A 22,766-nucleotide genomic window follows, 5' to 3' on the forward strand; every position below is an offset into this window, starting at 1 on the left:
ACCAGTTTTAGGGAGATGCCATGCGGCGATCGCAGCGGTTTGTGACAGCATTACTCGCTAGTTTCTTGGGGGTGGTGCTGCTTAGCCAAGGGTTTTCAGGATTTGCGGTAGAGCCTACGGGAGTAGCGACGCAGCCAGCAGCAACGGCGCAGGCCAATGCCGAGGATGTGCTGCCGGTGGATCCGGTCGCGCGGCCCGAAAACACGCTGCCTACGCCATTCCCAGCGCAACCTGATGGCACCCTGAAGCTGCCGCCCAAGGAACCCGATATTCCCGAAATTCCTGGGGCTGGCTCTGAGGCGGTTCCAGCAGCCGCAGACATTGATGCCGATTCAACTGTAGGGCGGGCGCTGCTGCTATCTGGCCTTTCGCCAGAAGTGGCCAAGCGCAGCGAGATCTTGATCGAGGCCGATCGCCTCTACCAAGCGGGCAATCGCGACGATGCTGAACTCCTCTATCGGGCGGCCAAAGATCCAGAGTGGCTGGCAGAGACAGGGTCAGAGGTGGCGATCGCTCCCCTCACCGATCCCGCTGAGCTACCTCCGGCTGGGCAGGTCTACTGGCGTGAGGCCCAGGCCGGAGCCGAGTCGGAGTTCCCCAATCGGGTGCTGGTTCCCCTAGAGCTGCTGGTGGAGAACTACCCCGAGTTTTTGCCGGGGCAGGCCCTCTACGCCCGCTACCTTGTGGCGAATGATCGGGCTGACGAAGCGGCTCGGGTGTTGGATGGGGCGATCGCCCGCTATCCCTACAACCCCGACTTGCTTAAGGCCCAGGCCGAGGTGCAGATGGCCCACGAACAGTGGATTGAAGCCGCCATTACCGCTAACCAGTTCGCCATTCTCAATCCCGAGCACCCCGAAGCTGAGGCCATGGGTAATCTGGCGCGGCAGAACCTCGATCGCTTTCGCGGCGAGACGAATCAGTCCCTGACTCGCAACTTAATATCAAATATTGTCACTGGGGCGGCGGGGTACATTCTCACCGGGGGGCTGCTGGGGCCGTTCAGCGCGCTTAATTCTGGCATTTTGCTCATGCAGGGTGAAAGCGGTCTGGGCAATCAGGTGGCTGAGCAGGTGAAGCGACAGCTGCCCATTGTCGATGATCCTGAGATTCGCGCCTATGTGAATGACATGGGCCAGCGGCTAGCCGCCCTGGCCGGGCGAGACGAGTTTGACTACACGTTTGAGGTGATCATGGATGACAGCCTCAACGCCTTTGCCCTGCCTGGCGGCAAGATCTTTCTCAATGCCGGAGCGCTTACCAAAAGCCACTCCGAAGCCGAACTGGCCGGATTGGTCGGCCACGAACTGGCCCACGCGGTGCTCTCCCACAGCTTTCAGATGGTGACCCAGGGTAACCTCACCGCCAGCCTGGCCTCGTTTATTCCCATTCCTGAGGTGGCTAATGTCGCCGCTGGGCTGGTGGTGTCGAGCTACTCTCGCGACATGGAGCGCCAGTCAGACATTTTGGGCACTAAGCTGCTGGCTACCAGCCGCTATGCCGCCGACGGGTTGCACAATCTGATGATGACCCTCGAAGACGAGTACGGCAATCAGGGTATAACTTGGTTTGCCTCGCACCCCAATCCGGGCGATCGCGTCAGCTACCTCAAGCAGCTAATCGACCAGGGCAACTTCGACCGCTACACCTACGAAGGGGTCGAAACTCACCTCAAGATGCGCTACAAAATGAACCAGCTGATCACCCAGTACAAGCTGGAGCAAGGCATTCCAGAAGATGAACCGATTCAAGATAGGCGGCGCTAATCCTTCTGTACTGCAACGGAAAGCCTGGATTATGGATATTAAAACTTGGCAGGAAAAAATTATAGAAGTATTAAAGGATATATCGGACGAAGAATTTCAAAGAGAATCTTGGCTTGGTCGAAGCGATAAAATCTCCTCCCCAGAAGAACTATACTGCAATCTTTTTGACGACTTTATCTTTAAGGATTTCATTGAGGAACAGAAAAGTTTATTTTCCAGTGCTCAGCTAGGCTGGGGACAGGAACTCGTGAAGAAGATGGAAGCCTTCAAAGAAACAATATTTTCTTACCCTGACCCTCAAGAAATTATAGATGATGAAAGATGGATAGAAATCCGCCAGCTTGCAGATCGCTTGAAAGCAACTTTTGAGGCTTAAAGAAGGTAAAAGCGCGATGAATGTTCTGAACTCAGGGTTTGAAATAATTCGCTTCAGTGATTCAAGATACGAAAAAATTACTGTTGAAATTCAGTATAAAGAAGAGCAAATTGCCCAGATCAATAAAGATAAGGGTGATGATTTGGTTGAGATAGAACTTCTTGCCGACTTCGTTGATTCAGATTTCTCCCCAAAATTCTTCTTGAATGACTTTCTGAATGCTCTAAATGAAGCTCGCAATCTACTTGAGAACTCATAGCTTTGCAGTTTGCCGTTATTTACCCCATAGTAGAGTCTGTCACTAATTCTGGTTTGAATCTCGACATTACCCCACGATCGCCGCTAACAGCAGCACCACCCCCACCCCAAGGCACCCTACCATCGACCAAAACGCAATTTTGGCGCTTTGATCAACGCTCTTGGTAATGGCCTCGTGGGATTTCAGCGTGATGATGTAGGGCTGGTCGTCCTGGGCGGGCTTCTCAATGGCGATGGTGCCGGTGCGATCGCTCGCCATGCCCACTACCAGCAGGGGGCGATCGAGCGGTAGAACGGTCTCCCGATAGCGATAGCCCAGGGTGCGGCGGGGGCCACCCATACTCTCTTCTCCCAGCGCCAGCGAAAACGGGCCAAAGGAGAGCATGCCCCCAGCAGGGTTGCCCGGTCGAAACTCGTCCAGCACCTCTACTTGCTCGATCTTGGCCTCTTCAGGATCCACTCGTACCTGCCCCGACGGGTCTACCAGGTCGAAGGGAATGTGCTGACTGTGCTCGCTGATGGTTTCTGAACCCCTCTGAATGCTGGTCGTGACTTTGCCGTCACTGTCTTTCTGGCGCACGGTTTCTTCGTACTCGCGCACGACGGTGCTGGTGTAGCCCACGCAAGGGATTGCTTTAAATTCTGAGGTGAGGGGAACTTCGGCTTTGACAGTGCCCCATAGCCACACATAGTCGCGCCAGTCGCCGCCGCCAATTTCCTTTGAGACGGCAGTAGCCATGGCTTCTAGGTCTGTCGCCTGACAGGCGCGGGCCAGCTTGAGCTGGCGACAGCGGCCCTGCTGGCGTTTTTGCACCCACCCGAGCACGGCCCCAGCGATAATGAAAATAATGCCTGCGATCGCCATGCTGCTCTCCTGCCAATAACTGTCAGTTCTGGCTATCAGCTTGCCCAGACGCAACGCCAGAAACCCTGTCCCTTAACGAATTTGCACGAAAGGCTTTTGGGCTAGCGTTATCTACCGAAAGGTTTTGTTGCAAAACTTAAAGCGTTGCCGACTGTCCTAAAAGCCCTGATACACTGACATTTAGCGATTCATTGGACAGTTGTCCGCTCCTCTGTTCTCAGGATGTGAATTAGTCCAGAGCGTGCAGAGTTTAAAGACGGCTTCCCTAGCATCGCCCGCCGGAAGATAGACCGGCCCACGTTCACCGCGCCATCGAAGGACTCATGGTAGATTCCCTTAAAAAGCCCGAATTGCAAGAGCTTCGCCCAGGGGTAAAGGCTCCCGCCAAAGACACCATTCTCACCCCTCGGTTTTATACCACCGACTTTGACGAGATGGCCGCCATGGATCTCTCGATCAACGAAGACGAGATGCTCGCCATCCTCGACGAGTTGCGGGCTGACTACAACCGCCATCACTTCGTCCGCAGCGAAGTCTTTGACCAGTCTTGGGACTGCGTTACTGGCGAAACCCGGCAGGTGTTTGTAGAATTTCTAGAGCGCTCTTGCACCTCCGAGTTCTCTGGCTTTTTGCTCTACAAAGAATTGAGCCGTCGCCTCAAGGGCAAGAACCCTCTGCTGTCTGAGTGCTTTGACCTCATATCGCGCGACGAAGCGCGTCACGCTGGCTTTCTCAACAAGGCCATGGCTGACTTCAACATGCAGCTAGACCTGGGCTTTTTGACCAAGACCAAAGACTACACCTTCTTTAAGCCCAAGTTCATTCTCTACGCCACCTACCTGTCAGAGAAGATCGGCTACTGGCGCTATATCACCATCTTCCGCCACCTCGAGTCTCACCCTGAGAACGAAATCTACCCCATCTTCCGGTTCTTTGAGAACTGGTGCCAAGACGAAAACCGCCACGGCGATTTCTTCTCGGCCCTGATGAAGTCTCAGCCCCAAATTCTCAACGACTGGAAGGCCAGGCTGTGGTGCCGATTCTTCCTGCTGTCGGTGTTTGCCACTATGTACCTCAACGATCTCCGGGCCAGAGGCTTTTATGAGTCCCTCGGGTTGAATGTCCGTGAGTACGACATTGAGGTGATTGAGAAAACCAACAGCACTGCCGGACGCGTGTTCCCAGTGACGCTGAATGTTGAGCACCCCAGCTTCTTCAAGCGGTTGGATGTGGCTGCCGCGGCTAACTCTAAGCTAAGCAAGATTGCTGAGTCGAATCAGCCTAAGCCGTTGAAGAAGCTGCAACAACTGCCTCACATTGCCACTATCGGTTGGCAGCTAGTGCAGCTCTACTTCCTCAAACCCATAGACGCCATGGCGACACGCGGCCAGGTGCGCTAGAGGACATTAGCCATTTATCGGAACGCTATCCTCGTTTCCCCCAGCGGTTTTGCTCTTTGAGTGAGGCCGCTTTTTTTGCCCGTCCACAAGGTGGCAGCGCTGCTGAGCGAAGGCGGTAAGATGCATAGGATTCATTGTGTGAGCTAGGAGCCGCCGAGTGGTGTCAACAAAAACTCAACTGTTGCGACTGGGGGGCTGCTTAGCGGTGTTTGGGATTGGGCAGAGTGCAATGGCGCTTGAGGATCGGTCTAACGGTGTTCAATCGCTTACGCCTACAACACCTAACTTTGAAACGCCCCACAACCCGACAACCTCGGGCTTAGCCCTTTGCCCTCAGGCCGTCGATTTTGTGGAATCTTGTACGGTTTCCTTTGAGGCGACCCTGCCAACCGTTAGCGCCGTTACTCCGTCAGAGACTCTAGCCCTCGAGCCTGAGGCCGTGGCCCCTACCCTCGACCTCGACCCGGCTGTGATCGAAGGCAGCCCAACGCTCCAGCGCTGGCTAGAGGAGGTGCCCGATGTGGCCGATGAAATTCGCCACCAGCCCAGCTTTCGCACCAGGCTGCGGGTCGGCTATGCTCAGTTTCCCTCGACGGGGCAGATCGGTGGCTTTGGGGCAGCGGTAGAAGACGTCTTTGTGCCGGGCACGGGCCTCGCCGCCAGTGTTGACTACAGCCGCAGCTGGAATGGCCAGCGCGAATCTTACGGCGGTGAGGCGCGGTACTACCTGCTGCCTTTGGGCGGCTATTTTAACCTTGCGCCTACGGTGGGCTATCGATCGCTCAGCACCCCGGCCTACCAGATCGATGGACTAGACGTAGGTCTGCGCCTGATGCTGGTGCCGTCGCGGGGCGGTGGGGCCGACTTGGCTCTGAGCCAGCGGTGGGTGGCACCCGGCAGTGAGAATGAGGTGGGCATTACGAGCCTGGCGATCGGCTATGCCGTGACCCGGCAGCTGCGGCTAGGCACTGATTTTCAGCGGCAAAACTCTCGCTTTGGCCAAGACAGCCGTGTGGGAGTTTCTTTAGAACTGCTGCTGTAGTAGTTGTCGTTATAGGGCAGTGTCCAGGTACGTCGGGTCAAAGCAAAAGTCGGGTCAAAGCAAAAAAAGGTGGAGAGCGATCGCTCTCCACCTTTTAGCTAGCCGAAGCAAGGCTGTGGGCTAGGGCGGGGTGCCCGGTTAGTTCGAGCCCGGTTCAGAGAACTCAGCATCGATCACATCGTCGCCACCGGAGCTATCGCCAGGGGTAGCGTCGGGGCCAGGGGCTGCACCAGCCGCGTCGCCACCGGCCTGTTGATACAGGTTGGTGCTGATGCCGTAAAGGGTCTGTTGCAGTTCGCCGGTGAGGGTTTTGATGGTGTCAAAGTCCTCGGCTTCAATGGCGGTTCTCAGCGCCTTGATCTGCTCTTCAGCTTTTTCCTTGTCGGCGGCGGGCACTTTGTCGCCCATGTCGGCTAGCTGCTTCTCAGCTTGGTAGGAGAGAGAGTCAGCCTGGTTTTTGAGGTCGATGCGCTCGCGCCGCTCTTTGTCAGCGGCGGAGTTGGCTTCAGCATCCTTGACCATGCGCTCGACCTCATTCTCATCGAGGGTAGAGGCCCCCGAGATCGTGATGGTCTGCTCTTTACCGGTGCCCTTGTCTTTGGCAGTGACATTGAGAATGCCGTTGGCGTCAATGTCGAAGATCACCTCGACTTGGGGCACGCCGCGGGGCGCGGGGGGAATGCCAGAGAGCTGGAAGTTACCCAGACTCTTGTTGTCGGCAGCCATTTCGCGCTCGCCCTGGAGCACCTTAATCTCCACGTTGGTTTGGCCGTCTTGGGCGGTGGAGAACACCTCTGACTTCTTGGTGGGGATGGTGGTATTGCGGGTGATCAGCTTGGTCATCACGCCGCCTAGGGTTTCAACCCCTAGAGACAGGGGGGTGACATCGAGCAGCAGAATGTCTTTTACTTCCCCAGCCAACACACCACCCTGGATGGCGGCACCTACGGCTACGACCTCGTCAGGGTTGACGGTTTCATTAGGCTCTTTGTCGAGGGTGCGCTTGACCACGTCTTTGATGGCGGGAATGCGGGTAGAACCACCCACCAGCACCACTTCGTCAATGGCGGTTTTGGCGATCTTGGCATCCTTGAGGGCCTGCTCGACAGGGATGCGGCAGCGATCGATCAGATCGGCGCATAGCTCCTCAAATTTGGCCCGGGTAAGGGTCATTTCCAGGTGCTTAGGGCCATCCTGGGTCGCGGTGATAAAGGGCAGGTTGATTTCGGCCTGGGTGACGCTCGACAGCTCAATTTTGGCTTTCTCAGCAGCCTCAGTTAGGCGCTGTAGGGCCTGCTTGTCTTTGCGTAGGTCGATGCCTTCCATTTTCTGAAACTCAGCCGCCAAGTAGTCGACGATCTTTTTGTCAAAGTCGTCGCCGCCCAGGTGGGTGTCGCCTGAGGTAGCCAGCACTTCAAATACGCCGTCGCCCACTTCGAGAATGGAGACGTCGAAGGTACCACCACCCAGGTCAAAGACCAAGATAGTTTCGTTGCTCTTGCGATCGAGACCATAGGCTAACGAAGCGGCAGTCGGCTCGTTAATGATGCGCAGGACTTCGAGACCCGCAATCTTACCAGCGTCTTTGGTAGCCTGGCGCTGGGAGTCGTTGAAGTAGGCCGGCACGGTGATCACGGCCTGGGTGACTTTTTCGCCCAGGTACTTACCGGCATCGTCGGCCAGCTTGCGCAGAATTTGAGCTGAAATTTCTTCAGGGGAAAACTGCTGACCCGCCTGGGGACAGTCAATTTTGACGTTGTTGCCGACATTCATCACTTTGTAGGCGACTTCGGTCGACTCGGTGGTGACTTCGTCGAAGCGGCGACCGATGAAGCGTTTGACCGAGTAAAAGGTGTTCTCGGTGTTCATGACTGCCTGGCGCTTGGCGATTTGGCCAACGAGGCGATCGCCGTTCTTAGCGTAAGCAACGACCGAGGGGGTAGTGCGAAAGCCTTCGGCGTTAGCGATAACGGTAGGCTTGCCCCCTTCCATAACGGCAACCACAGAGTTAGTGGTGCCTAGGTCGATTCCAACTACTTTACCCATATTGTCTTTGCTCCGGCTTGACAGCTATATCATCTATAGTGCTTGCTCAAGCCATTTCTCTGAAGGAGGGGATACCGAACCGTGGAAGGCGGGGTGTGGGGTAGGGAGGTGGATGAGGGCGGTGAGGGGGGTAGGGAAGATGGGGGAGTTATCCTGGCCCTAGGGTGTGCCTGATAGGTGGATCTTGTAGTCGGTTACGATGACTGCTCGCATTCAAGGATCGACTGTAACGGCTTGACGAGGGGCGGTAGGCTGCGATGAATCGTTCGCCAAATGGTGGGTATATCTAGCTGAAAGTATTCGTGGGCAGCTACGTTGCGCATGTCTTTCATCAAGCGCCAGGGCAGGTCAGAGTAGCGCTGTTGAATCGCTTCAGGAATGTTGGCTGAGGCCTCACCAATGATGATGAAGTCGTAAAGCACCGCCTTAAGGATAGTTTCGTCATCTTCAAACATTTCAAAGTTGATGGTTGAGGTGCGTGCTTGAATAGCGCTGATTGCGGTCAGGATGTCGTGAATGCGAAGCAGCCAGTCTCTAGAAGACACGAACAGCATCCTTAGTGACGGGTTCTCGGAGATGGGCTTTGAGTGCTGCCCGAGTTCCTATATCTACGTCACAGCCTAAAAGATCTTCGAGATAATGCTGTACCCGAAATACATCAAACAGAGTTGGCTCAATGGCGAAATCGACCAAAAAATCAACATCACTATGGTGGCGGGCCTCATCACGGGCCACTGAGCCAAACAGTTCCAATGCTTTAACTCCAAGCAATTCAAGCTCGCTTTGGTGAGCCTGGGCTAATGCTAAAACGTGCTTGCAATTCAGCGGCAAAGTCATGCTAGAAAGCCTTGAGCTAATTTTGCCCTATTTATAGGGTCTATTTGTAGGGTAAGGTTGCTGCTTATGTTTTGGCTCTACCCTTACTGCCAGTGATAAGCGTAGCTTGATCTTAATTCATTGCCAGTAGCGGCTGCCCTCGGGAGTGAGGTGCAGATTGACCACAGCCCGCTCATACACCACGATCAACCCCTGTGCTGCCAGTCTCTCGAGCAACCGCTGGCGATCGCCCACTGACACCCGCCGATGGATCTGGCTGGGGCTAATGCGGCCCCCCTGGCACGATCGCAGAATCATCAACTCGTCGGGGGTAACAGGCCATACGGAAAGATCCAACTTAAGCAGGGTTTTGCCGGTGAGGGTAAGGCCAAATTGAGCGATGTCATGGTCGTAGGCTAGCCAGCCCCTGGCCTGAAGCTGCTGGCAGGCTTTGACCCGCTGGCGCATAGAACTTTTGCGCTCGACGGGTAGCGCGGTGAGGGCATCGCAGGTGCCGCCAGTAGCCTTGAGTTGGCCCAGAATAGCTAACTCAAGGGGGGTTGGGGCCAGAGAGGTGGTCTGGGTCGCGCTCATTGGGGCTGAAAATGATGCTGGCGTCCTGAAACGATTGGCGTGGAGTGAAGTGTAATGGAAGGGGGCGGGGCGATTCGCGAAGCGTAAAGCCTATGGCATCCAGAAACGGAAACTCGAAACAAGTATCCGTTTCGGAATCGTGCTCAGGGCTGGTCTCTGACCGTCGCGCTAGTTCATAGTAACTAGTTTTATCATGCCGCTTGCATCTTAACCACCGTGACCGCTGCTGTGTCTTTGAATTCTCAAACCTACCTGGGGCACAACCAGGAAGCCTATCAAGAGCTGCGACTGGCTCTACAACTCAACTTGCGACGGCAGTTGCTGATTGCGGTGTGCGACGACCTGGCCCTGCAAGAGCAGCTAGCCCAGCGCCTGGAGGCCAACTTTAGCCCTCTGCCTGAGACGGTGCCTTTGGCGGCAGAGGTGCGGGCGCGGCAGTTTACGCTGGTGACGCTGCGGCTGAGCGGCGATCGCCCCGACCTAGTGCGCGAGGTGTTGCTGTGGCTGAAGCAGCAGCGTCGGCTCCAGAGCAGCCTACCGACTACGCCCGTGTTTCAGATTGTGGGTATTGATCAGCTCACCCGCCAGTCGCCCACGGTGCAAAATCGGTTTTTGGCCTCGCTGATTCGGGTCGATGCGCTGCTGACCCAGCTCGACTGTCGGCTGGTGGTGTGGGTGCCGCGCCCTTGGCTAGGCAAAATTCGCCAGTCGGTGCCGGGGTTTTGGCGATCGCGCAGCGGTCTGTTTGAGTTCATGGGCGAACCCGGTGCGTTTCCTTCGGTTCCGGCTGAGCCAGCGGTGCCACCAGGGCCAAATAATCCCTCGGCTAATCCCCCCGATCTCTGGCGGGTGCTGCGAGATGATCTTTCGACTTTTGAGCAGCCTGCGCTAAAGAATCCTGTTTTGCAGGATGCGGCGGCACGGCCAGCAGTACCGCCCGCAGACCTGCCTACTCTGCCCGCCTCAGATGCTAAGGCTGCTCGCAGCCATGATCAGCCACAAAATCTCCAGGGCTACACCGTTATAGAGCAAGGGACGTTTTCGAGTATTGTCATGCCGCCGATGGGGGCAATGGCAGCGGAGACCTTGGCGGCCCTACAGCGGGCTGAGCCTGTGCTGCCAACCGTTGAGCCGGTTCCTGCCCCCGCCTCGCCCGGTTCGACATCTCCGCGCCCGGCGGGGGCTCTACAACTGCCCCCAGACTTAGCTGAAGATGTGGAGCTGACAAACCTATGGCGCTATATTCAGGGGTTGGTTGAGCAGCAGGCGGGGCCGCTGACCCTAGCGCGAGCGTACCTGGCGCTGGGCCAGATCGGGCGCGATCGCCTCTCGGTCGATGCCCCCGCTGCCAGCGTGTTGGACTTTGCGACGGCAGTGTATGACTTGGCGATCGCCGGTTTGCCCCAGGGCAGCAATGACTGGTGCGACGCCCTCAACGACCTAGCTAGCCTCTACTGGCTCCAGGGGCAGCAGGAGAGCACGCCTGACCCCACCCCCTGGCTGCGCCGCAGCGCCAGCACCTACGAAAAAGCCCTCCAGGGTGGTGCTAAAGCGATCCCCGCCGACACCCTAGGGCGCATCTACGGCAACCTGGGCACCGTATACGGGCTGTTGGCTAACCTGGAGGAGCCAGCCCCCTGTTTAGAGAAAGCCGTAGCAGCGTATCAGCAGGCTCTATTGCACAGCCCGGCGGCGCGATCGCCCATCGACTACGCCAATCTGCAAAACAGCCTGGGGGCGATCCACTGGCGGCTATCCCAGTATGACCAGCCCCAGCATCACCTGGCCCAGGCTATTGCCGCCTACGGTGAAGCCCTGGCTCACCGCTCTGCCCAGGATGAACCGCTGGAATATGCCATGGTGCAAAACAACCTGGGTATTGCCTACTGGAGTTTGGCCCAGCACCAGCAGCCGGTATTTTTGCTCGAGCGGGCGATCGCTGCCTACCAAGCTGCCCTCAAATACCGCACTGTGGACGCTGCCCCGGCTGGCTGTGCTGCCACCGCCAACAACCTGGGCACCGCCTACTGGGATCTGGCGCAGCAGGCGGCGATCGCAGGCGAACGGCGCATTGACACCCTACAACAGGCCGTTGCCGCCTACGAAACTGCCCTGGCCGCTGCCCAGATCGCCCTGCAAGAAACGCCACCCCCTTCTCTGGGGTTTGACCTGTGGGCCACTTGCCACAGCGCCGGAGTGGTTCACGATCAGCTGGCTCAGGCACTGCCAGAAACTCAGCCAGAAGCCCGTCAGCACCATCTAGAAACGGCCCTCAGCCAATACCTGTTGGCCTACCAGGGCTGGTACGACGACCCTCAGCAGGTGGAGGTGCTGATCACAGCCTTGGTCTACAACGCCCACCTCAACTTTGAAATCTTCGGCATTCCCGGTCAGCAGGTGGTGCTCTCTAAGCTGCCGGGGGAGCTGTTGGCACAGGTGTTGCGGCGGTTGTAGGAGTAGGGAGTGGGGAGTGGGGGTAAGAACAATCACTCAAAATCGCAAAGCCACAATCCAAAATCGTTAAGAACCATCGCGCTCGCCTTCTCAAGGGCAAACCCTTGCAGGACAATAAAAGGCGTACTTAACGGTTTGCAACATCTCGCCAGAGCAGAGCCTTTGGCCGGATGACAGGAATACCTATGGCCTACTACTGGTTCAAAGCGTTTCACATTGTCGGCGTGGTGGTGTGGTTCGCCGGGTTGTTTTACCTGGTACGCCTGTTTATCTATCACGTTGAGGCGGAGGCTGAGCCAGAGCCAGCTCGCAGCATTCTCAAGAACCAGTACACCGTGATGGAAAAGCGCCTCTACGGCATCATTACCAACCCCGGCATGATAGTGACGGTGGTGATGGCTATTGGGCTGCTGGTGCAGATGCCCGATTACCTCAAAGATGGCTGGATGCACGCCAAGCTTGGGCTAGTGGCGGTGCTGTTGGCCTATCACCACTACTGCGCTCGGCTGATGCGTCAGCTGCACCGGGGCGAGTGCAAGTGGTCGGGGCAGCAATTGCGAGCGCTCAACGAAGCCCCCACCCTGCTGCTGGTGGCGATCGTCATGCTGGTGATCTTTAAGAACAACTTCCCCACGGGGGCGACCACTTGGCTGATGGTGGGGCTGGTGGTGTTTATGGCGGCAACGATTCAGCTCTATGCCCGCAAGCGGCGGCTAGATAAAGAAAAGGCAGCTTTAGAAGCTCTAGACGATGTGCCTGAGCCTCAAGCTGTGCAGAGCTAATCTAGCTCCAGTTGAGGGCATCTTGGTGACAACAGAGATCGTAGGGTAGCAATGAACAACTGGGATCGCTGGTTGCTGCCGGGCATATTTGCCGCCGTGGGCGTTTCTTTTTTGATTGCCGGGGGAGTGCTTTGGGCAGTGGTGCCTGGGAAAGTTGCCAACCATGCCAAGGAGGTGGCGCGGCTGCCCGTAGCCACGGCGGCTACTCTCAACGAGCGAGGTGCGCCGGTGCTGCTGGAGGGAAAGGTGAGCGATCGCAACTCCCCTAGCGATCGCCCGCCCCTGGTGGCCTACGACGAATATCACCGGGTGTACCGAGACGACGAGTGGGAATGGGATTATGTGCGCAGCTATAACCCCACGCTTTGGGTGCAGATTCCAGGCAAGGAGGTGGAGATCGCGGCGGGATATACCCTGCGATCGACGGTTTCTCAGGTAGAGGAGGGGAGCGATCGCAGCTACGAAGGCTTTAAGGTCAACGATCCAGTTTTGGTGTTGGGCACCTTGAGCATCGCGGGCGATTCGCGAAGCGTAGAGCCTACGGCATCCCAGAAACGGGAACCGACTCGGAATCACCCCGTGGTAGACAAAGCCGAAATTGGGTTTGAAACCAAAGCCGCCTACCTACTGTCGCTTGAGCAAGACCAGGCGACCGCTCGCTGGCTGGGCCTAGTGTTTTCGGGTTTGGGTAGTCTGCTGACCCTGATTGCTGCGTTAGTTGTTTATCTGAACTTGCGGGAGATTGGCCGCGATCGCTAGAGCACTGTCTCAAGCCTGTTGACTCGGTTCGTGCGATCGCCAAGCTCGCCGATAAACTACACCGAATTTTCACACGTGTAACTTTGGAGAAATGCCACATTAGGCGTAGACACTCGACCCGAGGATACACTGATGCAAAATCTGGAAATGCGGCGACCCCTCGGTGTCGGCCTCGAACCATTACATTTGCGCCCCGGCACCCGGCGACTCAACTTGGCGGCAGGGCTAACGACCTTTCCAGAAGAAATTCTTGAGTTGGCAGACAGCCTCGAAGTCCTCGATCTGTCAAACAATGCTCTGACTACCCTGCCCGACAGCTTTGCTCAGCTGCACAACCTGCGAGTGGCATTCTTCAGCAACAACGCCTTTGAGGTGTTGCCCGAGGTGCTGGCCCACTGTCCCAAGCTGTCGATGATTGGGTTTAAGGCCAACCAAATCACCACCGTGCCCGCTGGGGCGCTACCCCTAGCTACCCGCTGGCTGATCTTGACCGACAACCGCATTGAGTCGCTGCCCGAGTCCATTGGTCAGCTCACCGATCTGCAAAAGCTGATGCTGGCTGGCAACCAGCTGCGGGCTTTGCCCGAGAGTCTAGCCAACTGCCAAAATTTAGAGCTAGTGCGCTTGGCCGCCAACCAGCTTGAGGCCTTGCCCTCTCAGCTTCTCGCCCTGCCCCGCCTAAGCTGGCTGGCCTACGCGGGCAACCCTTTCTGCCAGGGCTGGGACAGTGAACCTCTGCCGCTCCCGCAAATCGCTTGGGATAACTTGACGGTAGGCGATATCCTCGGGGAGGGGGCCTCCGGCGTAATTTCGCGCGGCACTTGGCGACAGGGCCAGGATGAAATGCCCGTTGCCCTCAAGCTGTTTAAAGGCGCGATCACCAGCGACGGCCTGCCCGAAGACGAAATGCTGGCCTGCATAGCGGCGGGGGCACACCCCAACCTGATTGGGCCCCTGGGGCAAATTGTCGGCCATCCCGAGCAGAAATCTGGGCTGGTATTGCCGCTGGTAGATTCTACCTACCAAGTGATGGGCGGCCCTCCCAGCTTGGAAAGCTGTACCCGTGATACCTATCCTCCAGAGGTCACCTATTCTCTAGAGGCGGCTGTGGGCATTGCGCTTGGAGTGGCCGCTGCTGCCGCCCACCTGCATCGGCGCGGCATTCTCCACGGCGATCTATACCCCCACAACACCCTGGTTACTGTGGTGGGAGACGCCTGCTTAAGCGACTTTGGGGCGGCCAGCTTCTACGACCGGGCGGGGCAGGCCGCTCCGGTCCTAGAGCGGCTGGAGGTACGGGCCTTTGGCTGTCTGCTGGAGGATTTGCTCGATCGCTGCCCCACCTTCTCTGATCCAGTGCGGCGACTGCGCCAGCTACAGTTCGCCTGTATGCAGCCTGAGGTGCTGGCTCGTCCAGCCTTTGAGGACGTGCTGGATGAGCTGGTGGCCTTAGCTCTCTAAGGCCGGTCTTTTGCAAGGGCTCAGCCCGCCGCTGGGGACAGTCAAAATCCTGGCCTTACCTGCAATGGGCTTAAAAGACAGTTGCAGACTAAGTGAGCAGGTGTATCCGGCGATAGCAAGCCAATTTGAAAAAATGGGTATGCTCAAGGCGCGGGCAGTTGGAGCAACAACCCCAGACAACGCATAGCGCGTTGGCCAATCTGGGCACAGGGTTTGAGTGCATGGCAAGCATAGGTACAGCTTTTGAACAACGCAAATGTTGCTGGCCATCGCCAGTCTGCCACTGATCCCACGGCTCAGGTATTTTTGGCCTACGCGGTCGAGGATGGTGGCCATACCCCTGGGGACGCGATCGCCGGGCCTGGTGGTGCCGAGGTGGTAGAGGCATTGCGCCAGCTACTGACCCAGGCTCAGATTACCTACCGGCAATGCCCCTACCCCTGGCCCGCTGACGCCGACCCTGAGGCGCTGATCTCTCGGGCAGCTGAGGCCTGCGATAACTATGTGCTGGTGCTGTCGCCCTACACCCTGGCCGATGTCTTTTGTCTACAGGGGCTGCTGTTTGCCCTGAGCCTGAACAAACGCATTGTGCCGGTGCTGATCGAAACCATCTCTGCCCATCACCTGCCCGAACCCTTGCAAACCCTCGAAACCATTGACCTCCGGAACCGATCGCTGCCCCTGGCACAGACCGACGGGGGCCGTCACCTTTTGCAGACCTTACACCACGCTGCTGATTATCACGATGCCCATACCCAGCTTTTGGTGAGAGCCCTGCAATGGGAGCGACAGCAACGCCACCCAGATCTGCTGCTTCAGGGTGATGAGCTGGCCCAATACCAGCGCTGGCTGGTGCAAGCTAACGGGCGATCGCACCATCGACCAATCCAGCTACAAATTCTGTATATCGCTGAAAGCGCCCGCCACCGCAGCAGCCAGGGCAATGCCGTAGCTCTAGGGATGAGCTGGATCAAGCGCTGGCTCTAGCTGACCTAGCTCGATGCGCTGGTGTAAAACCGCAGGGCAAACCGCCAAAACCGATTCGCCACCACCATGAGTACCGCTGCCAGCAGTGCCGAGGCCAGCAGCCAGCCGCGCCCGCCCTGGTTGAGCATGGTCTGGGCCGGTACGGTCGTCAAAAACGCCACCGGCACCACAAAGGTAAAGAACGCTCGATAGGCGACTGGATAGGCTGCGATCGGAAACCGCCCTGCCTCTAGCAGCCCCCGCAACACCTCGGTGACGTTGTAGATTTTGACAAACCAAATGCTGGTGGCCCCCAGCATAAACCACAGGCTGTAGAGAGTCAGCGCCCCAAACAGCAGGGGCAAGATTGCCAGGGCGTAGTCGGCCCAGCCCAGGCCCAGCCGCGTGCCGCCATAGCCGATCATCACCAGGCCAAACAGCACGTCGGGCAGACCCCAGGGCGAGATCACGCGGGTTGAGAGCCAAAACTGCGAGCTAATCGGCTTCAGCAGCACAAAGTCGAGGGTGCCCTGCTGCACCTGGCTAACGATTTTGTTGAGGTTGGGAATTAGCACCGTGGCGGCAAAGCCCTGCAGCACGGTAAATAGCCCTAGCACTAGCAAGGCGGCTTCCCAACTCCATCCGGCGAACTCGTAGCCGGTGCGATAGAACAAAAACAGGCCAAATAAGCTGCCCACCAGCCCGCCCAGGCTAATCAGGGCGGTGACCAAGAAATTGAGGCGATACTCTAGCTCGGCGGCGATCGCCGTACCCCAAAACAGCCGCAGCACCTTCCAATAGCGCTCCATTAGGCCCCCATGCCAGAATATTGCTTCAGCCCCCGCCGCCACAGCCAGCGGTTTAGCCCCCAAAACAGCGCCGACCAGAGCACCATTGCCGCAAACCCTTGAGCCACATGCTCCGGGCGGTTGATCAGCAGACTGGCCGGAAAGTAAATTAGGTAAGGAAATGGCGTCCACAGCACCACCTCTCGCACCGCGTCAGGAAAGAGGGAGAGGGGGGCGATCATGCCCGACAGGAATGTGTAGAGCAAAAACCAAAACTGCTCCAGGGCGCTGGCTCGTTCCGTCCAAAAGGCGGCTAGGGCAAAGGTGTACTGCATGAGAAACCGCAGGCAAAAGGCCAGGGCGATCGCCAGCAGCCCTAGCAGCAGATTGCCCAGGCTGGGCAACCAGGCGGCATAGGGGTAGAGCAGCAAAAAGAAACCCACCAGCAAAAAAGCGAAGGGCAGCCGAGCAAAGCGTTCTGACACGTGGCTAAAAAAGTGTCGCCAGGCGGGGTCGATGGGCTGCAACAGGTAGGGCGACAGTCGGCCTTCCACCACCTCCCGCTCAAATTCCCAGATTACCCAGACGACGGTGAACTGCCGCACCAAAAATACCGCCAAGAAATACTGCACCAGCTCGGTTGGGCTGAGGTTAAATTGGTCGCCCTGGGCCGCTTCGACCCACAGCCCCATGAGAATCAAAGGGAATGTGCCTGAAAGCACCCAAAACACCAGCTCAGCCCGGTATTCCACCATATAGGCGTAATACACCGACAGCATGACGCGGGAAATTTTCAGCGCTTGTTTCACCACGGATTTCACTTGGGGGTTCCTTATTGGCCTTGATCCTACCAGGATGCTACCGCTGGCTGGGGGAGCAGGCGCTACGGTCTGTCGCTGGGCAGATTTTTTCCAAAGTTTGATGTTTTCTGTGGCTAGCCTTGACTCTTTTCTCAAAAGAAAAGATATGCTTGGAATTGTATTCGGTAACTTTAGATACAGAATTTTTGGAGTGTTCGCTATGTTATCTACTCAAGAGCAGGCTCGGCAGCTATTAGCCCGTACCCGTCAGCAGCAGCAGCATCGCCGAGCCAACATGCTAGGACGGTCTACCCACGAAGTTCTGCCTTCTGAGACCCCTCAGGCTTAGGCCAAGATTCTCAGCTTTGATGCCTGTGCTGGCAGCGGATTGGCCCGTAGCCCGATACGACTCAGAGACTTGGGCTAGCTTAACCGCTCATTAACCCCAGCGATCGCCCCTACAACCATGATGACAGTGAACCACCCGTGCATTCTTGCAATGCGGTGCGCACCTGACTCATATCTAGGCCCGGCGATCGCTGGGCCTTTTTTATGTCTAAACCTGCCTGAAATCGCTGCTTAAGTTTCACTCCCAGGCGGTGCCAATCGCACGACGTTCTCTCATCTCCTTTAAGATCAAGTTTCCAGACCTAATTCGCGCCCGCTGTTAGTGAGAGAGTGCTTCGCTTTATGTTCTGGTTGAGTGTTGCGTTAGTGAGTGCCCCAGCAGCCTCTGTCCTAGCCCAGGGATCAGGGGCAGACCCGTCGTTGTTTGCGTCGCTTCAGCAGCAGCTGGTGCAGGCACTGGCTTGGATTGACGGTCTGGGGGCGATCGCACCCCTAGCTTTTATCCTGCTCTATATCGTAATTACCGTTGCCTTTGTGCCCGCCTCAATCGTGACTCTGGGAGCGGGCGTGGTGTTTGGCGTGCTCAAAGGCTCGGCCCTGGTGTTTGTAGGGGCGATGCTAGGGGCCACGGCAGCATTTTTGGTAGGCCGCTACGTGGCGCGGGGCTGGGTCGCTAGCAAAATTGCCAACAACCCACGTTTTCGAGCCGTTGACAATGCGATCGCTAGGGATGGCCGCAAGATCATCTTGTTGCTGCGGCTATCGCCAGTGTTTCCCTTTAACCTGCTCAACTATTCCCTAGGACTGAGCCAAATTTCCCTCAAAGACTATGTGGTGGGCACGGTAGGCATTTTGCCCGGCACAATTATGTACGTTTACCTGGGGTCGCTGGTGGGCAACCTCGCTACCCTAGGGGCCGACAGCAGCCAACCTCCCGAGGCCGCCACAGTACAGTGGATCCTTCGCATTATCGGCCTGGTAGCCACGGTGGCGGTGACCCTCTACATCACCCGCATTGCCCGCCGTGCCTTAACCGAGGCCATTCCCGAAGACTCGCCCTCTCCAGAAAACCCTTAGTTATCCTCTCAATCTCTCATCCACCGCTTCCCCCTAGCCCTCAATTCAAAATTCAAAACTTCCCCAACCCCAACCCCCTTACCCTCCCACTCCTCCCCACCCTCCCGTCCGCTATGCTGGTGTCGGTGTCTCGGTCGGGTCTAGACGCATGCTGATGGGAATAAACCCGATGGGTTGGCTAGGCCGTCTGGTCTGGGGAATTGTGCTATCGCTGGCGCTGCATGGGGCCATGGTAGGGCCAGGCATGGCCCAGACTATCGACACTGAGCCGGTCTTTCTAGATGGCCTCTTTCTATTTGAGGTACCCGCCGCCGGAGACCTCACCGCCGTGGAGCGGGCGCTGGCTATTGAAATCAACCTGGAATCTTTAATAGAAGACGCTAACCCGGCGCTGGTGCGCACCGAAACTCGCAGCACTGGGGACACAGGGGGGAGTAACCCCATCATTTTTGCGGGCGATCGCTACATCATGACGGTCACCAGCGCCGATGTCGCCGTGGGCGGAGCCAGCACCCCCCAAGCCCAAGCCGATCGCTGGGCAGATGCTCTAGCTGCTGCCCTCAGCCAGGCTCGCACCGAACGCCAGTCAGGCTTTTTGACCCAGGCGCTAGTCAAAGCTCTGGCCGCGCTGGCTGCCGCCCTGGTGCTGCACCTGTTGACGGGCTGGCTGTGGCACCGCTGGCTCAAGCCGCTGCTTGAACGCCTATCCTTCTGGCCCACCGACTCAGAGCAGCACAGCACCGGGCTGAAGCTGTTGTTTCGGCTGACGCTGGTGCTGGTGCGCGGGGTGGTGTGGTTTTTGGCGGTGAGCTATGTTGCCAACCTGTTTCCCCTCACGCGGCGGGTCAGCTACCGGGTGTCGAGCAGTTTGCAGGAGGGCCTGTTTGACCGCAGCCTATTGCTGGGCAGCCGCTCTTACTCGCTGTTTGATTTGCTGATGGTCATGGCCACCCTGCTGGCCCTGGTGGTGATCGCCAGTACGGTGACCAACCTGATGCGATCGCGGGTCTTGCAGGTCACCGGCATCAGCCTCGCCGCCCAGGAAGCGATCTCGGTGCTCTCAAAATACACCCTGATTTTGCTGGGCACCGTGGTCGTGCTTCAGCTCTGGGGCATCGATCTCAGCTCCATCGCCCTGATCGCCAGCGGTCTTGGCATTGGGGTGGGTCTGGGTCTGCAAGGGCTAGTCAAAGACTTTGTCAGCGGTCTGGTGCTGGTGTTTGAGCGCCCGGTGCAGGTGGGTGACTTCGTTGACTTTGGCCAGGTCAACGGCACCGTGGCCCGCATTGGCTCGCGCAGCACCGAGATTCGTACCCTTGATCATGTCTCGATCATCGTGCCCAACTCCCGTTTTTTAGACTCAGAGGTGATCAACTGGAGCCACGGTAACCCCGTATCGCGCATTCGCCTGCCGGTGGGGGTGTCCTACAGTGCCGATCCCCAGCAGGTCAAAATTGCTCTGCTCGAAGCTTGCCAAAAAAACCAGGAAATTTTGACGGCTCCCGCCCCCCAAGTATTTTTTCTGGGTTTTGGCGAGAGCGCCCTTAACTTTGAGCTATTGGTGTGGATTGCCCAGCCCAGTCGTCAATTGGTGATCAAAAGCGACCTGTACTTTGTGATTGAGGCCAGCCTGCGCCACCACGATATTGAGGTGCCGTTTCCCCAGCGCGACCTGCACATTCGTTCGGGATATCTACCCATGTCCCGTCCATCGGAGGCATAGCAATATTTGGATCAAGTGGCTAACGAGTCAGCCCATGGGTCAGAAAAGGCTTAGCAACACCATTGATCTCTGTAAGGCTGAAGGTGATTGTTCTCCCGGTGGTCATAACGATAGAGACCTAATGCTGAATGCTGGTTGGTGCGCCTTGCCTCCATAGGAAAAGTGACGGTTTTTCTGGTGGAGACGACCTCTTTTTACACCGAGGCAATTGAATCTAGACTTAGCCTGATCAGGGCAAACCGTAGCGCTTTGGAAAGCAGCAAAAAAAAGGAGCGCTTTAGGGAAAGTTAGCTAAAATTACAGCCGTATTTGCAGAGAAACCGGGGTTCTATACCCGCACGTTCCCGAATTGGTCGCCTAACGGGTTTCTCGAATGAGGAGTATAGGGAGCTAATTTTCATGCAACCAGTCTGGCCCAATGTCCCCCTTAGCCGCTGGTCGAAGCGGTTGTTTAAGTCGCTTGCGCTATTTATTACCTCGGTTTTTCTGGTTACGGGCCTATCGGTGCCCGGCTACGGTGCGGCTCAGCCCCCAGCACTGACGCCCAACGCCGCTGCCGAGGCCGGATTGGATATGTTGATCGCCCAGGAACCCAACACCTCGGGCAACGCCACCCTCTACTTTGAAACCGCTACCTTTACCGTTAGCGTCTTTCCCAGGAGTTCTCAAACTCTGCGGATGAACGTCTACAACCGAGAAACTCGGCAGTCTGAACAACTCAATGCTTCCGTTACCCGCCGCGACGGAATTATTAGTAGTGATTGGATAAGCTATGACAGCTTTGGCTCGCGTGCAGGCCGCAGCGTCGTCTACCGGGCTAGTGGCAACCTACGTAACAACCAGGCCCGCCTCGAAATCGTTGAGGTCTCCACCAGTGCTATATTGCTTAGCCAAAACAGCACCAGCGTTCGGGACTTTTTCCTTCCCGGAGCCAACCCTAACCCCAACCCTAACCCTAACCCTGGACAAGGCGACCTGCTCAACCGCACGATTGTGGGCTTTGATACCCAAAATCACGCGGTTCGGGTGTTTAACGACAGCGGCGTAACCAAGATGAATGTCTACAACAGAGTCACTGGTCAAGCGCTGGTCAATGGTCTGACTGCCACCGCAGAAGCCACTGAGGCTGCCCCCTACAGATGCTGGGTCAACTACTTTGGCGGTCAAAGTTTTGGCGGTGCTGCGGCCCGCTACTTCATTCGAGTCAGCGGTGATGGACAGGCTCGGCTGGATGTGATTGCCCCCAACAACGGGGTGCTACTGTCAGAACCTCGAATTAACTCTGCGCCTCTGATAACTAATATTCCCCAGGCCGATCGCCCCGCTTGTTTTGGCGGCGGGGGCACTGTGCCCGATGGGGCTGGCCTAGCGCCTTTTGTGGCCGCCGTCTTTGGTGGTGACAATGAACTTCAGCAGGTGCGCCAGGTGCTACCCAGTGGCAGCAGCCAGGGTGTAGGTGGTTTGACCTGTGTAATCAACCCTCGCCTTGAGAATGCGCCCCAGGGTCAATTTATCAATGCGGCGGAGTGCACCGATCGCAACGATGCTGGTGCTGTAGTTAGCTTCCTGAGAGGTCGCGGCCTCAACTCTCGTCTGGTCTACCGCAACTTCCGGTACCGTTAGGGTCGAGTAGCCGGGTTTCCTATTCAGAGTTATTCAGAACCTCACACAAAAAAGGGGAGACGACACCGTCTCCCCTTTTTTGTGTCATTGCTTTAGGGGGCCAGGCGGGCCTTTTTAAGACGGTTCTCTTCGTACCAGGCGGCGATCGCCGGTACCCAAGCGGCAAAGTGGGGCCAGATCTCTTCGCACATTTTCTGGGCTTCGAGCTGGGCGTCGGCCTTCCAGCGCAGGTCGAGCAGGTGCATCACCGATCGCACGTTGGCCGACATCACCCAGTGCTGACGAATATCAAAGGGAATCAGCCCTCGGGCGTGCTCTTCGGCAAAGCCTTGGTCGATGCGGGTTTTGTAGCGGTGGCTGGCTTCCAGGCACCAGTCAAGATCTTGCTGGCGAGCTTCGGGGGTGTATTCGTACTTTTTGCCCTGGCGATCGCTATAAAAGCCTAGGGGCCGTAGATAGAAGACCTCCTCGACCTCGCGCTTGCCGTCTACCACATCGAGAATGCGCTGCCCGGTATATCGAAAACTCTGAACATCGAATGAAATTCCCACGCGATGAGTACGAATCTGCTGCATGGTGCTGTGGGGAAACCAGCCAACGTTAAACACAATCTGCGGGTGCTCCAGCGGGCCGTAGTGACCACGCCCCCCCTTTAGTAAGCTGGTGACTAAGATTTCGCCGCAGCGCTCTTCGCTGGGCCATTGCGCGCGATCGTGCGCCACAAAGCCCTCGGCGTAGTCTTGGTGCATGGCGGCATACATGGTCTGTTGAGGGTTTGGGGTCTGGGAAATGACCTCAACGGTGAAGCGATCCATAGCGCAG

22 protein-coding genes are annotated in these 22,766 nt (G+C 57.1%); 14 read left to right on the forward strand and 8 right to left on the reverse strand.

Features of this window, described 5'->3' with window-relative positions:
* Window positions 1–20: 20 nt before the first annotated feature.
* The 3 genes from H6G07_RS15650 to H6G07_RS15660 are packed head-to-tail and all read left to right on the forward strand — an operon-like array spanning window position 21 to window position 2,401.
* Window positions 21–1,766 carry a M48 family metalloprotease gene (locus tag H6G07_RS15650; protein ID WP_073609122.1) on the forward strand — a complete coding sequence of 582 codons (1,746 nt, stop codon included), beginning with the start codon at window positions 21–23 and terminating at the stop codon, window positions 1,764–1,766.
* A gap of 31 nt (window positions 1,767–1,797) precedes the next feature.
* Complete coding sequence (locus H6G07_RS15655; RefSeq protein ID WP_139297072.1) at window positions 1,798–2,142, forward strand: hypothetical protein; 345 nt, start codon at window positions 1,798–1,800, stop codon at window positions 2,140–2,142.
* A gap of 16 nt (window positions 2,143–2,158) precedes the next feature.
* Window positions 2,159–2,401: a hypothetical protein gene (locus H6G07_RS15660; protein ID WP_073609120.1), complete on the forward strand. Its 243-nt coding sequence runs from the start codon at window positions 2,159–2,161 to the stop codon at window positions 2,399–2,401.
* A 66-nt stretch (window positions 2,402–2,467) separates the two neighbouring features.
* Here the strand turns inward: H6G07_RS15660 and H6G07_RS15665 are convergent, their stop codons facing one another.
* A complete protein-coding gene (locus H6G07_RS15665; RefSeq protein ID WP_073609119.1) occupies window positions 2,468–3,265 on the reverse strand; it encodes an E3 ubiquitin ligase family protein in 798 nt (265 codons plus the stop codon).
* A 323-nt stretch (window positions 3,266–3,588) separates the two neighbouring features.
* Here H6G07_RS15665 and acsF point away from each other — a divergent pair, with 323 nt between their 5' ends.
* Together acsF and H6G07_RS15675 are read left to right on the forward strand one after the other, a co-directional pair.
* Window positions 3,589–4,665: a magnesium-protoporphyrin IX monomethyl ester (oxidative) cyclase gene (gene acsF, locus H6G07_RS15670; RefSeq protein WP_073609118.1), complete on the forward strand. Its 1,077-nt coding sequence runs from the start codon at window positions 3,589–3,591 to the stop codon at window positions 4,663–4,665.
* 157 nt (window positions 4,666–4,822) lie between these two features.
* A complete protein-coding gene (locus tag H6G07_RS15675; protein ID WP_199312132.1) occupies window positions 4,823–5,707 on the forward strand; it encodes a hypothetical protein in 885 nt (294 codons plus the stop codon).
* 138 nt (window positions 5,708–5,845) lie between these two features.
* Here H6G07_RS15675 and dnaK read toward each other — a convergent pair whose 3' ends face one another.
* The 4 genes from dnaK to H6G07_RS15695 all read right to left on the reverse strand — a co-directional run bounded on the left by dnaK (window position 5,846) and on the right by H6G07_RS15695 (window position 9,163).
* Window positions 5,846–7,753: a molecular chaperone DnaK gene (gene dnaK / locus H6G07_RS15680; protein ID WP_073609117.1), complete on the reverse strand. Its 1,908-nt coding sequence runs from the start codon at window positions 7,751–7,753 to the stop codon at window positions 5,846–5,848.
* A 194-nt stretch (window positions 7,754–7,947) separates the two neighbouring features.
* Window positions 7,948–8,298, reverse strand: coding sequence for a HepT-like ribonuclease domain-containing protein (locus tag H6G07_RS15685; protein ID WP_073609198.1), 351 nt, complete (start codon window positions 8,296–8,298; stop codon window positions 7,948–7,950).
* A complete protein-coding gene (locus tag H6G07_RS15690; RefSeq protein WP_073609116.1) occupies window positions 8,288–8,590 on the reverse strand; it encodes a nucleotidyltransferase family protein in 303 nt (100 codons plus the stop codon). Before H6G07_RS15690 ends, H6G07_RS15685 begins: the two co-directional genes overlap by 11 nt.
* Before the next feature lie 117 nt (window positions 8,591–8,707).
* Window positions 8,708–9,163, reverse strand: a complete 456-nt coding sequence (locus H6G07_RS15695) for a hypothetical protein (protein WP_073609115.1) — start codon at window positions 9,161–9,163, stop codon at window positions 8,708–8,710.
* A gap of 228 nt (window positions 9,164–9,391) precedes the next feature.
* Between H6G07_RS15695 and H6G07_RS15700 the strand changes: the two genes are divergently transcribed.
* From H6G07_RS15700 to H6G07_RS15720, 5 genes are all read left to right on the forward strand, one after another.
* Complete coding sequence (locus H6G07_RS15700; protein ID WP_171973031.1) at window positions 9,392–11,617, forward strand: tetratricopeptide repeat protein; 2,226 nt, start codon at window positions 9,392–9,394, stop codon at window positions 11,615–11,617.
* 185 nt (window positions 11,618–11,802) lie between these two features.
* Window positions 11,803–12,399 (forward strand): protoporphyrinogen oxidase HemJ, encoded by a 597-nt coding sequence (gene hemJ / locus H6G07_RS15705; RefSeq protein ID WP_073609113.1) that lies wholly within the window; start codon window positions 11,803–11,805, stop codon window positions 12,397–12,399.
* 51 nt (window positions 12,400–12,450) lie between these two features.
* Entirely contained in the window at window positions 12,451–13,158 is a 708-nt protein-coding gene (locus H6G07_RS15710; protein WP_073609112.1) for a hypothetical protein, read from the forward strand.
* A 132-nt stretch (window positions 13,159–13,290) separates the two neighbouring features.
* Window positions 13,291–14,619 (forward strand): leucine-rich repeat-containing protein kinase family protein, encoded by a 1,329-nt coding sequence (locus tag H6G07_RS15715; RefSeq protein ID WP_199312136.1) that lies wholly within the window; start codon window positions 13,291–13,293, stop codon window positions 14,617–14,619.
* A 243-nt stretch (window positions 14,620–14,862) separates the two neighbouring features.
* Window positions 14,863–15,606 carry a toll/interleukin-1 receptor domain-containing protein gene (locus H6G07_RS15720; protein WP_073609111.1) on the forward strand — a complete coding sequence of 248 codons (744 nt, stop codon included), beginning with the start codon at window positions 14,863–14,865 and terminating at the stop codon, window positions 15,604–15,606.
* Between the two features lie 5 nt (window positions 15,607–15,611).
* Here H6G07_RS15720 and H6G07_RS15725 read toward each other — a convergent pair whose 3' ends face one another.
* On the reverse strand, window positions 15,612–16,394 hold the full coding sequence (locus tag H6G07_RS15725) for an ABC transporter permease (protein ID WP_073609110.1): 783 nt from the start codon (window positions 16,392–16,394) through the stop codon (window positions 15,612–15,614).
* Complete coding sequence (locus H6G07_RS15730) at window positions 16,394–17,128, reverse strand: ABC transporter permease (protein ID WP_242026830.1); 735 nt, start codon at window positions 17,126–17,128, stop codon at window positions 16,394–16,396. Before H6G07_RS15730 ends, H6G07_RS15725 begins: the two co-directional genes overlap by 1 nt.
* Window positions 17,129–17,393: 265 nt before the next feature.
* Between H6G07_RS15730 and H6G07_RS26720 the strand changes: the two genes are divergently transcribed.
* From H6G07_RS26720 to H6G07_RS15745, 4 genes are all read left to right on the forward strand, one after another.
* Window positions 17,394–17,522: a hypothetical protein gene (locus H6G07_RS26720; RefSeq protein ID WP_277874273.1), complete on the forward strand. Its 129-nt coding sequence runs from the start codon at window positions 17,394–17,396 to the stop codon at window positions 17,520–17,522.
* Window positions 17,523–17,887: 365 nt separating this feature from the next.
* Window positions 17,888–18,598 carry a TVP38/TMEM64 family protein gene (locus H6G07_RS15735; RefSeq protein ID WP_338420704.1) on the forward strand — a complete coding sequence of 237 codons (711 nt, stop codon included), beginning with the start codon at window positions 17,888–17,890 and terminating at the stop codon, window positions 18,596–18,598.
* A gap of 154 nt (window positions 18,599–18,752) precedes the next feature.
* The gene (locus H6G07_RS15740; RefSeq protein WP_199312138.1) at window positions 18,753–20,321 is read left to right on the forward strand and encodes a mechanosensitive ion channel family protein; all 1,569 of its coding nucleotides are present in this window, start codon (window positions 18,753–18,755) and stop codon (window positions 20,319–20,321) included.
* Between the two features lie 399 nt (window positions 20,322–20,720).
* Entirely contained in the window at window positions 20,721–21,944 is a 1,224-nt protein-coding gene (locus H6G07_RS15745) for a hypothetical protein (protein WP_073609108.1), read from the forward strand.
* Between the two features lie 92 nt (window positions 21,945–22,036).
* Here the strand turns inward: H6G07_RS15745 and thyX are convergent, their stop codons facing one another.
* Window positions 22,037–22,759 carry an FAD-dependent thymidylate synthase gene (thyX, locus tag H6G07_RS15750; protein WP_073609107.1) on the reverse strand — a complete coding sequence of 241 codons (723 nt, stop codon included), beginning with the start codon at window positions 22,757–22,759 and terminating at the stop codon, window positions 22,037–22,039.
* Window positions 22,760–22,766 lie beyond the last annotated feature (7 nt).

The sequence above is a fragment of the Phormidium tenue FACHB-1052 genome (assembly GCF_014696675.1).
GTDB lineage: Bacteria > Cyanobacteriota > Cyanobacteriia > Phormidesmidales > Phormidesmidaceae > Nodosilinea > Nodosilinea tenuis_A.

Coding starts and splice junctions, on each gene's coding strand:
- H6G07_RS15650 (WP_073609122.1), top strand. CDS start 21: ATGCGGCGATCGCAGCGGTTTGTGACAGCATTACTCGCTAGTTTCTTG.
- H6G07_RS15655 (WP_139297072.1), top strand. CDS start 1,798: ATGGATATTAAAACTTGGCAGGAAAAAATTATAGAAGTATTAAAGGAT.
- H6G07_RS15660 (WP_073609120.1), top strand. CDS start 2,159: ATGAATGTTCTGAACTCAGGGTTTGAAATAATTCGCTTCAGTGATTCA.
- H6G07_RS15665 (WP_073609119.1), bottom strand. CDS start 3,265: ATGGCGATCGCAGGCATTATTTTCATTATCGCTGGGGCCGTGCTCGGG.
- acsF (WP_073609118.1), top strand. CDS start 3,589: ATGGTAGATTCCCTTAAAAAGCCCGAATTGCAAGAGCTTCGCCCAGGG.
- dnaK (WP_073609117.1), bottom strand. CDS start 7,753: ATGGGTAAAGTAGTTGGAATCGACCTAGGCACCACTAACTCTGTGGTT.
- H6G07_RS15690 (WP_073609116.1), bottom strand. CDS start 8,590: ATGACTTTGCCGCTGAATTGCAAGCACGTTTTAGCATTAGCCCAGGCT.
- H6G07_RS15695 (WP_073609115.1), bottom strand. CDS start 9,163: ATGAGCGCGACCCAGACCACCTCTCTGGCCCCAACCCCCCTTGAGTTA.
- hemJ (WP_073609113.1), top strand. CDS start 11,803: ATGGCCTACTACTGGTTCAAAGCGTTTCACATTGTCGGCGTGGTGGTG.
- H6G07_RS15710 (WP_073609112.1), top strand. CDS start 12,451: ATGAACAACTGGGATCGCTGGTTGCTGCCGGGCATATTTGCCGCCGTG.
- H6G07_RS15715 (WP_199312136.1), top strand. CDS start 13,291: ATGCAAAATCTGGAAATGCGGCGACCCCTCGGTGTCGGCCTCGAACCA.
- H6G07_RS15725 (WP_073609110.1), bottom strand. CDS start 16,394: ATGGAGCGCTATTGGAAGGTGCTGCGGCTGTTTTGGGGTACGGCGATC.
- H6G07_RS15730 (WP_242026830.1), bottom strand. CDS start 17,128: ATGGTGGAATACCGGGCTGAGCTGGTGTTTTGGGTGCTTTCAGGCACA.
- H6G07_RS26720 (WP_277874273.1), top strand. CDS start 17,394: ATGTTATCTACTCAAGAGCAGGCTCGGCAGCTATTAGCCCGTACCCGT.
- H6G07_RS15740 (WP_199312138.1), top strand. CDS start 18,753: ATGGGAATAAACCCGATGGGTTGGCTAGGCCGTCTGGTCTGGGGAATT.
- H6G07_RS15745 (WP_073609108.1), top strand. CDS start 20,721: ATGCAACCAGTCTGGCCCAATGTCCCCCTTAGCCGCTGGTCGAAGCGG.
- thyX (WP_073609107.1), bottom strand. CDS start 22,759: ATGGATCGCTTCACCGTTGAGGTCATTTCCCAGACCCCAAACCCTCAA.